General features: G+C 38.6%; 6 protein-coding genes. 3 read left to right on the top strand and 3 right to left on the bottom strand.

All coding sequences use genetic code 11. From position 1 onward, the window contains the following. Together VBZ51_RS13425 and nagB are read right to left on the bottom strand one after the other, a co-directional pair. On the bottom strand, nucleotides 1-1,518 hold the full coding sequence (locus VBZ51_RS13425) for a glycoside hydrolase family 10 protein (protein WP_416577252.1): 1,518 nt from the start codon (nucleotides 1,516-1,518) through the stop codon (nucleotides 1-3). A gap of 82 nt (nucleotides 1,519-1,600) precedes the next feature. Next, on the bottom strand, nucleotides 1,601-3,529 hold the full coding sequence (gene nagB / locus VBZ51_RS13430) for a glucosamine-6-phosphate deaminase (RefSeq protein WP_071341786.1): 1,929 nt from the start codon (nucleotides 3,527-3,529) through the stop codon (nucleotides 1,601-1,603). Nucleotides 3,530-3,729: 200 nt separating this feature from the next. On the opposite strand from nagB, the gene VBZ51_RS13435 reads away from it, so the two are divergent. Beyond that, a complete protein-coding gene (locus VBZ51_RS13435; protein ID WP_416577253.1) occupies nucleotides 3,730-4,479 on the top strand; it encodes a DeoR/GlpR family DNA-binding transcription regulator in 750 nt (249 codons plus the stop codon). 4 nt (nucleotides 4,480-4,483) lie between these two features. Continuing rightward, a complete protein-coding gene (murQ, locus tag VBZ51_RS13440) occupies nucleotides 4,484-5,296 on the top strand; it encodes an N-acetylmuramic acid 6-phosphate etherase (protein ID WP_416577254.1) in 813 nt (270 codons plus the stop codon). Between the two features lie 71 nt (nucleotides 5,297-5,367). Here the strand turns inward: murQ and VBZ51_RS13445 are convergent, their stop codons facing one another. After that, on the bottom strand, nucleotides 5,368-6,489 hold the full coding sequence (locus VBZ51_RS13445) for a PQQ-dependent sugar dehydrogenase (RefSeq protein ID WP_416577255.1): 1,122 nt from the start codon (nucleotides 6,487-6,489) through the stop codon (nucleotides 5,368-5,370). Nucleotides 6,490-6,615: 126 nt separating this feature from the next. On the opposite strand from VBZ51_RS13445, the gene VBZ51_RS13450 reads away from it, so the two are divergent. Further along, nucleotides 6,616-15,207 (top strand): T9SS type B sorting domain-containing protein, encoded by an 8,592-nt coding sequence (locus VBZ51_RS13450; protein ID WP_416577256.1) that lies wholly within the window; start codon nucleotides 6,616-6,618, stop codon nucleotides 15,205-15,207. The last annotated feature ends 64 nt before the right edge of the window (nucleotides 15,208-15,271 follow it).

Consider the following 15,271-nt stretch of genomic DNA (forward strand, 5'->3'; position numbering starts at 1 on the left):
CTACTTATTCACTTGTTTTAAATTAATAATTATTGGAGTGGTCTCTTTACCGTAAACATCAATGAAATTAATGGCGTTGTACTTTTTCTTCAACTGGTCAAGTGGTATGTTTAGGCTTGTGTTATTGTTCTCAACATAAATTTTCGATCTTAATTTCTTTATGTCATAGGTGTCTTTAACCCTTATGCCAGATGAGTAGACTAAAGCAAATCTTATATTGTTCAAGTCATTGAACTCTAGTGATAATTCAGTATCGTTTTTACTTGCACTTACCAATTTTGGTGTTTTTATCGTGTGGTTTTTGGCTAAGCCAGAAATAGGATTCAATGCTGGTCTCTTATAGTATTTTTTGTGAATATATTCTACCACATCATCTTTGTCAGTCATTAATGATTTGGCACTGAACATGATATTGCCTTGTATTTGCGGTGTGTTACGCGCCAACTCTAATTGCATGGGCAATTCTTTTTTTTCTTCCCAAGCTTTATCGCTGTTATTTCTAATCTTATAAGGTCCGTTACCTACATATAGATTAGTGTTATTGTTGTTCTTTGCCCACCAATCAACAATTTTTCTGTGCGATGCTACAGGTAGACCCATGCTCCAGTATACTTGGGGTGCTAAATAATCTATCCAACCTTTTTCCATCCAAAGTAATGGGTCGGCATACAAATCTTCATAAGTAGTTTGTCCTGCTTTGGTGTCAGAACCTTTTGGATCTGTACTATTATTTTTCCAAACCCCAAACGGACTTATACCAAACTGAACCCAAGGTTTAATTGATTTTATGGTTTCGTGAGACTGTCTTACTAAAGAGTCAATATTACTACGTCTCCAATCATCTAATTTTTGATGCTCTTGTGCGTACATTTTAAAGGCGACCGAGTCATCAAAAACTTCATTTAAAACCTTGTAAGGATAAAAATAATCATCAAAGTGTATGGCATCTACATCATAATTAGTCACTAACTCCGCTATAATATTTGAAAAGTGGTTGCGAACTTCTGGCAAACCTGGGTTGTAATAATTTTTCTTGCCATAATGCACTATCCACTCTGGGTGGGTACAGTAGTCATGAGTTTCTGATAATACTTCAAAATTTTCATCGAAAGTTGCCCTGTACGGATTTAACCACGCATGGAACTCCATGCCTCTTTCATGGGTTTCGTTGATCATCCATTCTAGGACGTCTGTATTCCATTTGGGGGCTGTACCTTCTTCTCCTGTTAAAAATCGTGAATATGGCGCATAATCAGATTGGTAAAAAGCATCGCCGGCTGCACGTACTTGAACTATTACGGCGTTATAATTCTCTCTTTCATAAAAATCTAAAATCTTTAAGAAATCGGTTTTTTGTTTTTCTGCTGAATCATTGCCATTCTTTGGCCAATCTATATTGACCACAGTAGCGACCCAAACCCCTCTAAATTCACTTTTAGGGTATTTTTCATATGACTTAAAAATGCCACATGAATTAAGAATAAGTAGTAAAGCAAATAGTGTTAGCTGTTTTATCATAAAGTTGAAGCCGATTAGATGACTTTTAACAAAAAAGGCCCATTTTAATTTTAAAAATAGGCCTTTTAATTCAATTCAGTTGTTAGTTGAATTTATGTCTTACAAAGGCTTCCATTGCTGCATATGATGATAAGCCCATTGCTTTGTATTTATTAGCGGTATCCCGATTTCTTTCTTCGGCGCGCATCCAGAATTCTCTTGAATCATCTCCTTGAAACATGACACCATCTTTTTGGGATTGGTGACAGAAAATAGCATTACGCTTTTTCAAAACCTGACCAGGACTCATTGGTACTGCCATTTCAATTTCATTGATGTCCCACTCATGCCAAGCACCTCTATAAAGCCATAACCAACAATCTTTCATAAAGTCTTCGGTCTTTAGTTTTTCGCAGGCTGCAAACACTGCATCTAAACAAACTTTGTGCGTGCCGTGTGGATCGGCAAGATCACCAGCTGCATATATTTGATGGGGTTTTATATCGCTTATAATATTGGCGACAATGGTAATGTCTTCATCAGAGAGATTTTTCTTTTTTATGGTGCCCGTTTCATAGAATGGCAGATCTAAAAAATGCACATTTTCATCTTGTAACCCCATGTATCTTGTTGCCGCATAAGATTCTCCTCTTCTTATCTTGCCCTTTAAATTTCGAACTTCTGGCGAGTCTATACGGGTTTCATTCTTTTCCGAAAGAGATTTGATGATTTTATTAGCTTCGTCTGACGGACTGATATGTAAAGCTATTTCTGCATATTTCCTGGCGTCTGTATCAGAAACCGCTATGTTACCAGAGGTTTGATATACAATGTGCACCTCATGACCTTGTTCTACAAGCCTGTCAAACGTACCACCCATTGATATGACATCATCATCTGGGTGCGGACTAAATATTATCACTCTCTTTTTTGCAGGAGTGGCACGTTCTGGGCGGTGAGTGTCATCTGCATTAGGTTTTCCGCCAGGCCAACCTGTTATGGTATGTTGCAATTTGTTGAACATTTCAATGTTCAGGTTATAAGCATCATTTAGAGCAAGTAAGTCTGCCATACCGTTATCATTGTAATCTTTATCGGTTAAACTTAAAATCGTTTTTCCGGTAGTCTCGCAAAGCCAAACGATAGCTTTAGCTTTCAATTCTTCTGTCCACTCACAGGCATCTACCAGCCATGGAGTTTTGTTTTTTGTCAATTCGCTTCCGGCACCCGTATCAAGAACAAAGGTGCAATTGTCATGCTCTTGCAAATATGTTGCCGGTACGTGTGAAGATATTTCCCCTTCAATTGTTTTCTTAATAATGTTCGCCTTGTTTTGACCCCAACCTAATAAAACAATACGTTTAGCTTTTCTTACCGTTGAAATACCCATGGTAATGGCTTTTCTAGGTACATTGTCTATGCCTAAAAAAGAAGGTGCGGCATCTACTCGTGTAATATGATCTAATGTAATTACTCGTGTGCCGGAATTAAAGTGAGATCCAGGTTCGTTAAAACCAATATGCCCTGTTCTGCCAATACCTAAAAGTTGAAAATCCAGCCCTCCATGTTCTTTAATTTTACGCTCGTAGCTTAAACAATAAGCCGTAGTTTCTTCGTTGCTTACCGTGCCATCTGGAATGTGAATATTCTTTTCAGGTATATCTACATGATTAAATAGATGTTCGTGCATGAAGTAGAAATAACTTTGAATATTATTTGGCTCCATGGGTAAATATTCATCTAAGTTAAAAGTGATTACATTTTTAAAACTTAGACCTTCTTCCTTATGCATGCGAACCAACTCTTCATAGACCCTGATCGGTGACGATCCTGTGGCTAAACCCAAAACGCAATTTCTTTTTTGCCCTTGTCTCTTTTTTATTAAAGCTGCAATTTCATGAGCAACTTGAATAGAAGCTTCATTTGAATCTTGAAAGATTACATTATGAATTTTTTCAAACCTGGTTTCTTCGAATTGCCCAATGGGTTTATGACTAATGTCAATTTTGGAATCTATTACGGCGTTTTTCATTTGATATTGATGGGTTTTTGGATTTTTAAATCATGCAAATATATGCGTTATTTTTATTAACTGCAGTTTTTTGCAATAAATTATGCGACTTTTTGCTGTTAATTTATCCTTAACTACACTTTACAATATATTAACGTCATAAAACGGCATCTGATAAAATTCGCTATATTTGCCATGTTTATTAGAAAATTGCCGTTAATATGTTAAAAGAGGAACGCCAACAAACCATTTTAAATGAGGTGGATCTGCACAATAGAATTCTTATCACAGATATTGCCGAGGCGTTAGATGTATCTATTGATACCATTAGGCGAGATGTAAAAGAGCTTGATGCGGAAAATAAGCTCAGAAAAGTACATGGTGGTGCCATTTCTATGGGATTTATGACCAATAGTGCAAGAAATACTAATATTTATAAATTAGAGGATAAAGTTACAATTGCAACCAAGGCAGTTGCCATGTTGCGAGATGGTGCGGTTATTTTTTTGGACGGAGGAACCACGTGTATGGAATTGGCACGAATAATACCTGAAAACTTAAATCTTACCTGTTTTACCATAAGTCTGCCCGTTGCCATGGAACTTTCTCATAAAGCCAATATTAATGTGATTTCTATTGGCGGTCAAATTTCAAAAGAAGCACAGATCGCTATTGGTGCAAATGCCATTCACCATATTTCTGAAATTAGGTTCGATTATAGTTTTATAGGAACGGGATATGTAGATGCTACCTTTGGCTTAACGGAGTTTGATTGGGATATCGTTCAAATAAAAAAAGCGATTATAAAAGCCTCTAAAAAAACTGTATTATTGTCTATTTCAGAAAAATTAAATTCTCAACATCGATATAAAACATGTGATATTAGTTCTATTAATACTATGATTACTGAATTGAACCCCAGTGATCTGTTATTGAAAGCCTTTAAAAATCACGATATAAAAATTATATAATTAAATGGATTATAAAAAAATCACCGAAACTCCTTCTAATCATAATAATTTGGAGTTAATGGATACCCAGACCATTCTTCACAAAATGAACGAAGAGGATAAGAAAGTGGCATTGGCGGTAGAGAAAACTATTCCACAGGTTACTAAGCTTGTAGATGCTTTGGCAGAACGTTTTGCAAAAGGAGGTAGGCTATTTTATATTGGGGCAGGAACCAGTGGGCGTTTGGGTATTCTTGACGCTTCTGAAATACCCCCAACTTTTGGTATGCCACATGAACGTGTTGTTGGTTTGATCGCAGGCGGAGATACGGCTATAAGAAAAGCTGTAGAAAATGCTGAAGATGCCATACAGCAGGCATGGGTAGATTTAATGATGCATGATATCAATGATACCGATGTTGTAGTCGGTATAGCGGCATCTGGTAGTACTCCTTATGTAATTGGGGGACTGGAAGATGCAAAGAAAAATGGAATTTTAACGGCTGCAATTACCAACAATCCTGGCGCTCCTATTGCAAAAATTGCGGATATTCCCATTGAAATTAATGTGGGACCTGAATTTCTGACCGGGAGCACTAGAATGAAAAGCGGTACATCTCAAAAATTAGTATTGAATATGATATCTACTGCCTTAATGATTAAAATAGGTAGGGTGAAGGGGAACAAGATGGTAAACATGCAATTGAGCAATGATAAGCTTGTTGATCGTGGTACTCGTTATATTATGGAAGGTCTTGATATTGATTATACCGAAGCTGCTGCCTTATTGAAAAAGCATGGGTCTGTTAAACTGGCTATAGATGCTGGTAAACAATAAAGACGATGATTACTTCTAGCTAAAGAGAAAGCCTGAATATTTAAATTTATATTCAGGCTATTTTTTATGCTTTAGCTTTTCGGAATCAATTTATAGATTCCTTTTCCTTCAACAGCTACATAAATTAATCCGTCCGGACCTTCATGTACGGCACGAACTCTTCCCATACCGTCCATTAATTTTTCCCTAGCAATTACTTTGTTACCATCCAAAATCAATCGTTCTAAATATTGGAAAGCTAAAGATCCTACCAATATACTCCCTTTCCAGTTTTTGTAGATGTCACTAGTAACATAAGTCATGCCGCTAGGTGCAATAGAGGGTACCCAATAATGAATAGGCTGTTCCATACCTTTCATTTCGGTTTTATCAGTAATAGGTGTTCCGCCGTAATTAATGCCATAAGTAACTAATGGCCAACCATAATTTGCACCTTTTTTAATGATATTGATTTCATCGCCACCTCGCGGTCCGTGTTCATGGTCCCAAATTTCTCCTGTTACGGGGTGCATGATCAAGCCTTGGGGATTTCGGTGTCCATAACTATAAATAGCTGTTTTGGCACCTTTGACATCCTGAAAGGGATTGTCTGCAGGTATACGTCCATCATCGTGCAAACGGTAAATTTTGCCCCCATCTCTTTTTATGTCTTGCGGGTTGGTATCCCTGTCGCCACGTTCACCTATAGAAAAGTATAGAAAACCGTTTTTGTCAAAGGCAATTCTAGATCCAAAATGTTGTCCTTTGGTAGTGTTAGGTGTTGCTTTGTACAATACTTGCTGTTCGGTCAATGAGTTGTTCTTTAATTTTGCTCTCATTAGGGCAGTGTGCCCTCCTTTTTCCTTTCCTTCTACAGAGGCATAGGTTAAATAGATCCAACCATTTTCTTTGTACTTTGGGTGCAATGCAATATCTAAAAGTCCGCCCTGGCCTCTATTATAAACTTCAGGAGTATTACCGATTATCGATTTTTTGCCCTTGTTAAAATGTATCAATTTCCCTTCTTTTTCAGTGATTAATAAACTATTGTCGGGAAGGAATGTAAAGCCCCATGGAATCTGTAGCTGATCGATGAACAGCTCAGGGGTGAAAAACATCTCTTTTGGGGTATTTACTTTATTTTCAGGGTTTTGTGCGCAAGAAAAATTAAGCGTTACAACGAATAAAAGCGGGATGATAATACTATTTTTCATATTGAGGCGTTAGAAATATATTAAAGAACACGTGATTAAATTAAAGACAAAATATAAGTAAAAAATTACACCAAAGAACTATAAAGATCCCAAATCGAAATTGTTCTTAAAAACGAAACTTAACCTATGCTCCCAAAACAACAGCGGTATACGCTGTATGTACTGTTTCTGATTGTTATTTCAGTAATTGGTACTACGGCTCTGGCCAACTCCAAAGTAAGTACTTTGTATGCAGAGGTGGCCCATGTAATCGAAAAGGCTGTTTCGATTTCTACCACAAATCAACCCATAAAAGAAAATAAAGAAGCGCTTACGCAAAAAGCTAGCTTGGCAGCTCCTGCAATGTTCAATACGGTTATTGTAGGTGCAGATGCTACCGAAACGTGTAACGATAACGGATTTACAATTGCCCGGTTTAATTTATGTGGGGATTATGATGATCGTATAATAAGTTTATCAGGAGGTCCATATAGTAGTGTCATATGGCAAGAATTGGGAGGTTCTTGTTCACCTGATGTTAATACTGAATGTCCTAATACCACCGCTTCTTGTTATTCAAATGTTGTAACTGGGCAACAAACCTTTACTCTTGATGCGAGCTCTGTACCCTCTACTTCTGGAGCTGAGTATAGGGTTTTAGTAGACGGACAACCTTATTACTTTAAGGTTAAAAAAAGTACCATTACCCAAACTTATGTAAAACAAGACTATATATGTGGGGTTGATGGTAGAATTCAAATAACAAATCTTTCTAGTGCCTATGAATTTGCTATTGATAGTGGTAGCGGATTTGGCGCTTGGCAAGGAGCTATTTTCTCTAACTTGGCACCTGGTACATATAATGTAAAAGCTAGATTGAGAAATACGGCAAATACTTGTGAATACCCATATGAGCCTATAGTTATAGAAGAAAAGGAAATTGAGATTTCGGCAACGTTTACAGATGCCCTTTGTAGTGGTGATACCGGTAGTATTACCGTAACCGCCTCAAACGTTCCTGGTCCATATAAATACACCTTGCTTAATTCTAGTGGCGTTGCCCAAGAGTTTACCGCTTTTGTTTCTACAAATCCCTACACTTTTTCTGCTGTAGGTTTTGGAACTTATACGGTACAGGTAGAAACACAGCAATGTACTGGTGATCCGTTAAATGGAATTGATCCACCTAGGCAAAGTGTTGATGTTAATGGTAATCCATTAACTATTGGTGCCGGTGCTTCTGCTTTAGATGCATCTACAGAGGTAAACAGTAGTTTTGGGTGTTCTGATATCTCAAGTGTAGATATAACCTTAAATACTTCAGGTGGTTCTGCACCTTATACGTTTACGGTTAATGGTGGTCCGGTACAACCTTCTTTTGGAAATGCTGCTACCGATTCTGGTACTACCACATATACGGTAACCTCTGCAGGAACTTATGATTTTGTTATTACGGATAGTAACGGCTGTATTATAAATGCATCATCTGATGTAGAAGATTTATTGCCGCCAGATGTTACAGTTGCAGGTATAGATGGTACCTGTAGTAATGGTGGTGCAAAATTAGAGTTCACCATTAATAATGGTAGAGGTTATAATATTTCATATAGGGAAAGTGCAGCTGATCCTTGGGTAAGTACGCCACAGATTTCTGTTGCGGCAGGTACCTATAATGATATAGAGGTAAGATACCAACAGGGAGGTTTTGAATGTACGTTAGATCTACCATCTGTAACCGTAGATACTGTGGGGTCATTGACAGGAAGCGCTACTAAAGTGGCAGATGTAACCTGTTCTGGAGCTGGAACGGTAGGTGGTCAAATTGATTTTGCTGGTCCATTTTCAGGAGGCTCGGGTAGTGGTTATGAGTTTAGTATTGATGGTGTAAACTTCTCAACTGTTACTTCGTACACAGATTTGGCAGCAGGAACTTATACACCGATCATTCGTGATGCTGGCGGTTGTAGATTAGAACTTACTGCTATTGATATTTTAGATGTTGATCCACCTACGGATTTAGATTTTGCACAAAGTAATACAAGTTGTGCAGCAGGTACTACAGATGTTCAGTTGACACCTACTAGTAATGCTGCAATAAATAGATATGAAATAATTAGTCCGGCGTTTGTTGACAATGGTACTAATGATACGTTTACGGGTTTAATGACCTCACAAGCGTATATCTTTCAAATAACCGATGTTAACGGATGTTCATATACTGAAGGTTTTAGACCGGTTGAAATAAGTTCTATTAGGGTACGAGTAAAATCTGGTGGCGACTTAAGGGTATGTAACGGTGCAACCGATGGTACGGGATCCTTTGTTGTAGATGGTTTTGCTAACAATTATACCTATGACATTAATGGTGGATTATTCACTGGAGGACCTCAAAATAATAATGAAGTAGCACTTCCTTTATCAGGTGCAGGTACCTATACCATTACAGTAACCGATGCCGATACCGGTTGTACGGATACTACCTCTTTTGATATTGAAGAGGCTCCTGTTTTAGATTTATCCACGAGTACGGTTACTGCAATGAGCTGTGCCAATGGTAATTTAGGAAGTGTAAGAGCAAATGCAACCGGTGGTTGGGGAACATATAGATATACCTTGACTCCTCCGGTAGGACCACAAATAGGTCCACGATCTGGAAGAACCTTTAGTAATCTTTCTGCAGCGGGAACATACACATTATCTGTAGAAGATGCTGAAGGTTGTACAGATACCTTCACTTTTGACTTAAACCCAATTGATGCGCCAACTATTGCATTAGATGGTCCGTCTTCAGATTTTTGTTTTGTAGCCGGCGTAGGAGCTACGGTTGCCGTAACCTCAACCGCTGGTACTGCAGCAGTAGGTACGCACCAATATAGAATTAATGGTGGAACTTTACAGGCGAGTGCTTCTTTCTCAGGCCTTTCTCCTGGTAACTATACTATTGAGGTGGTAGATGGTAATGATTGTTCGGATAGCTTACCTATAACCATTGAGCCCCAATTAAGGGTAAACACCAGTATTGAAACTGAAATACCTTGTGGAGGAGCTCCTGGTCAAATAAGAGTTCAGGTGAACGGTGGCTATACTGCAGGCGCTGGGGCTAAACAATATGAAGTTAGTTCTGATAACGGGGTAACTTTTGGTGCGGCAATACCATTGACTTCCAACAACTTTTTATACGATACCGCTATACCGGGCGATTATGTCTTTAGAATTACGGATAACAATACTACAAGTAGTGGTTGTGTTGCCGAATCGGTTGCAATAACGTTGAACCCACCACAAAATATTGCGGCAGCCCATATTACCACTAGACCGGTTAGCTGTAGCTCAACTAATAATGGAGCAGTAACAATAACACCGGATGCAACAAGTGGGGTGCCACCATATGAAGTTAATTTTAACGGAAATGGTTGGGGTTCAGAAACTGTATTTTCAAATTTGACCGTTGGAACGTATTCTTATTTGGTAAGAGATGCTAGAGGTTGTGAGACTCCAGCTGATTCCTTCGTTATTTCGGAGGACACTACACCGCCACCAGCAACTACGGTTTCTGAAGTTCAGGCTGTTTGTAGTGGTAGTGGTCCAGTTAGCGGTGGTATCAGTATTGATGCTATTGCTGATGGTTATCCAAATTTCGATTTTATTGTAGAAGATAATACAGGGGTGGAAATTGCGAGAATGGAAGATGTTGACCCAGCTACTTTACCCGTACAAATTGTAGATCCACTTTTAGTTACAGGAGATTACACAGTGATTACAATTGATGCTCATGGTTGTACCGATATTGATACGGTGACCATTACATCAAATGAAGTGGTAATTACACCAATTCCGCAACCAGCACCTGCTGATTGTGATGATACTGCTTTCACCTATGCTGTTAATGTTAGTGGAGGTTCAGGGTCTTATCAGATAAGATTGTTGGATCAGCCATCATTCTATAATCTAAATAATACACCAGGGGTCAATGACCATACTTTTAGCAATGCAACGGACGGTATACAATATGGTGTAGCGTATACTGTTGTAGTATTGGATGTGGGTACTGGTTGTACCTATGAGCAAGAAATTCCACCAGTTGAGGGTCCGTCTTCTTTGGATGTTACGGCATCTTCCACACCTGGTGCCTGTGATATCAACAGAAATGGTGAAATAGCCTATGAAATTACTGGTTATACTATTGGTGATCAGTTAAGAATAGTATTGATCAATAACGAAGATGGATCAGAAACGGAGTTAGAAGCTGCTTTGACAACTACAGGTTTACCTTATAACGGTACCTACGCGGAATTGCCTGGTGATTATCAAATTTTGGTTGAAAATTTAACTGATACTTGTACAGATGCTGCATCTGTGACTATTGATCAGAATTTACCGGATATTGATATTTTACAGGAAGTTCCTGCAAATTGTAATGCCTTTGGTCAAGTTACGGTTCAAGGAAGAGGTGGTTCTGGCGGGCCATATGAATTCGCCTTTATGAACAATGGTGATGTGCCTACTGGTACTGATTGGACAACAGATACCACATTTACAGCTCCTGATGGTGATTATGACGTATATGTTAGAGATGCTAGCGGATGTACATCTTTTGATATTGCTACCATTATTTCTTTAGATCCAGATTTACCGGCACCTACTTTTACCGTTGTTAATCAATGTGATCCTACCTCAACGGCATTTGATATTACTGTTACCGTACCAAATTCTTTGAATACACCGAGATTTACTCTGGGTGGTGATGAACAATTGCCTACGGATGATGGTACAAATTGGACTTACACTTACACGGTAAGCAGTCCAGGTGATTATGTAGTAGATGTAGTTGATGCCAATGGATGTACAAGTCAAGGTACTGCCACGGTATATGATTTCTTGTCTGCAACAGGTGACTTTACTACTGATAGTACTTGTAATGATGCTGATGGAGAAATTACAATAACTACCAATGGCGGAAGTGGAGATTTCGATTATGAATTAACAGGTATAGATTATAATTCAAATGCGGTGGCACCGATCTTACAAACCAATGATCCAGTATTCACTGGTTTAGAACCTGGTAATTACCAAGTTGTAATCACTGACCGTGTTGTAAATGATGGAACTGGTTTTTGTGAAACTACGGTATCTAACATTATTCTTAATCAGGCTGCTCAACCAGTAATTGTTGCTCAAGATGCTGATGATATTAGCTGTAGAGATGAGAATGATGGGTTTATAGAAGTAATAGTTGGTCCTGCAAATGCAATGGTTCCTTTTACTTCGCAAGATACTCCGTTAACCTATATCCTAAATGATGTTACATCTGGTACAACGGAAGTTACAAGGAATAATACGGGAGCCTTTTCAGGTTTGCCTGCGGGAGATTACCAAGTACAAGTAGTTACTGCACGTAACTGTGAGGTGTTGTCTTCGGTACATACCATAAATAACCCCGATGATTTTAGTATTACTGCCAGCGCAGCGGATTTTTCCTGTGAACCAGGTGCTAATAGATATAGTTCCACCATTATTACCGTGAACGTTGTTGATGTCGGTACTATAGGTTCTGGTTATCAATATAGTATTACCGGGTTCGAGAACTATCAAACAGGTAATACATTTGAAATCATTGATAATGGTTCTGCTCAGAATATTACGGTTTATGCTATAGATGGCAATGGTTGTCAAACTACATTTGATGTGCCTACGATCAATCCGCCAACAGATGTTGTACCCACAATCATAGATATTGATATTTTAAATTGTAGAGATGATGAACGTGTACGTATAGAAGTTGCGGGTACAGCTGACTTTACTGTAAATACGGTTTCGGTTACAACAGTTGCTCCAGTAACAAATTCAGCCGGAAATAATTATGTAGACGTGTTTTTACCGGATGTTGGTGATTATTTATTCGAAATCGTTGATAATACAGTAGGTTGTACCTATCCAATGCCTGTGCACACGGTTAACACGCCTATTGCACCAACAGTGTTAATAAGTGAGGCTAAACCGGTTAGCTGTGCGGTGCCTGGTAACGATGGAGCATTGTTCATCACCGTAGGTGATTATAATGGTGTATATGATTATATCGTTTATGAGGCTACTGATGATGCTAGAACAACTCCTTTGGCTTCAGGAACTTTTGATACCAATAATTTCCCTGATGTTAATGGTGATGAAGCCCGTATAGATAATTTACCTGGTGGTAATTTAATTGTAGATGTGGTTTCTGTGGGTAATCCATATTGTGCAGGTATCAGTAATGTTGCCAATATTAGAACACCTAACGGTCCGCTACAAGTTACGGCAGAGTCTATAGGAAATGTTAGCTGTACCAATGACACAGGTGAAATTGTTGCTACAGGTACTGGTGGTTGGGATACTACTCCTTATGAGTATAGATTATTAATGAGCACGGATAATGGTGCTACTTATACCACTGAAATTGCTGCATTTTCCAATGATAATGAATTTACCGGCTTGTCTTTCGGTTTCTATGAGATAGAAATTAGGGATGTAGAAGGGTGTACAAATACAGTGGAGATAGAATTAGAAGAAGTACCGCAAATAGTTGCCGGTATTAGAGAACCACAGAGTTTAGATTGTCCCAATGGTAATAATGCGGTTTTAGAAGCTTATGATATTACGTCTGGTGATGCTATTACTGCAACAGCAGGAGCAAGTGGTGGTTTTCCTGGTGCAGGTTACAATTATACATTATTGTATTTAAGTGGTGATGATAATACGGCTGTAGTATCTGAAAGTGGTTTGCAGAATACACCAACCTTTATTGGTGATAGTGGAGGGTACATTAGTGCTGGCTGGTACGCAATAGAAGTTTCGTCTAGTTTTGGATGTTCTTTTGTTACCGAAGCTTATTATGTAGATCCACCACCACCAATTCAGCCGGTATTGGTACAGACAAGAGTTCCTGGTTGTGGAGGGGATGGCGAAATGAGAATGACCGTTGAAAACCCTGACCCTTTGTTTACTTATGAATATTTAAGGGTAGAAAACGGCGTTACCATTGGCACCTATCAACCAATGACAGTGAATTCTGTTACCATATCTGGAGTACAGGGTATTACTTATCAATTTGATGTGAGAAAGGTAAATGCAGCAGGTGCTTGCCCCGCAATTAGATCAAATGGTATTACCATGACCGATGCTACGGGAATAACGTTATTGCCTAACTTACCAGATGATATTTCTTGTGCATCTGAATTGGATGGTAGAATAGAATCTTTTGTGAACGGCGGTGTAGGTGAAGATGTGTTCTATTTATACGAAGGTGATCCTGTTGATGCTTTTAATCCGGCAGCTACTGCAACAGTGGTAAGAGGTCCACAAGATAACGGTACATTTGAAGGTTTAGCTGAAGGAACCGAATACTATATAGCGGTAACTAGTGGAGCTACTTGTAGTGATATTGCAGGTCCGTTCGCAATAGTTAGACCTGATCCTATAATTTTTGACGCCGTGCCTACAAATGTTTCATGTAACGGTGAAGAGGATGGTACCATAACCGTATCTGTTAGCGCCGGTGGTGAAGGGTTAATACAGTTTGCGATTGCTCCTAATTTTAATGAGTTCTTTAGTGATTCGGATAACCCTGGTACATATACTTTTGATGAGTTGGCGGCAGGTACGTATGAGATTTTGATCAAGGATGATAATGGCTGTTTTGAAAAGGATTTTATTACTATTGAAGAGCCTGATCAAATAGAGGTGATCAATATAGATACTACACCCGAGTTATGTATAGGCGCAAATAATGGTACTGTGGTATTTGATGTCATTGGAGGTACTCCTTTCAATGATCCTTTAGTAAGTGCTACACCATATTTTGAATATAAAATAGAAATGATCGATCCGGTAGATGAATCGGGTACCGCCACGTTTGCACCCTATACTGGTGAAATAATAGAAGACTTACAGGGTGGAGCATCTTATGTTATCTATATACAAGATGTAAACCAATGTACGGCTTCGGAATTATTTACTATAGATATTGGAGTAGATTTAACCGCAGCAGCTCAGGTGCAGTATGGTTGTGAAGGTATATTCCCTACCAGTACAACCACTATTCAACTGGAAAATGATAATCTTTTGCCGGAACTAATGTTTGCTTTGGATCCAATAGATCCTACAGATGCTATTACGGCTAATGCTACGGATGAGTATGTATGGGGAGATTTACCTGCCGGTGATCACATTGTATATATTTATCATGAAAATGGTTGTACCAATAGTGTTGAGTTCAGTATTGATGGTTATGAGCCATTAAGTTTGGTAGTTGATAAAACTGGTCCCAATGAAGTTCAAGCTTCTGCCGCTGGTGGTTATGGTGAGTATGAATTCTTTTTCAACGGACAATCTTTTGGAGATGAGACCGTATTTACGACCAATGAAAGCGGAATAGTAAATGTTCGTGTTAGAGATGCAAGAGGTTGTGAACTGGAGCTTAGCGTACCTTTTGAATTCACCGGAATGTTAGAATTTCCTAATTTCTTTACACCTGATGGTGATAACTTGAATGATATTTGGTCTCCAAATAATAGAGAGCTATTTGATGGTGTAGTGGTTAAAATTTACGATCGTTACGGTAGGGTAGTAGCTGTACTGGATGAGGTCAGTGGCTGGGACGGAACCTATGAAGGTAAAGAGGTACCTACGGGTGATTATTGGTATGTTGTAAATGCCAACAGTGATGCCATCAAATATGTAGGTCACTTTACATTGTATAGGTAATAACTTTAAAATCATATTATTTTAAGAGAAGGAGATGCTAAGAGTATCTCCTTCTTTGTTTAGG

Origin of the sequence: Maribacter sp. HS, assembly GCF_048059195.1 — a bacterium.
GTDB lineage: Bacteria > Bacteroidota > Bacteroidia > Flavobacteriales > Flavobacteriaceae > Maribacter > Maribacter dokdonensis.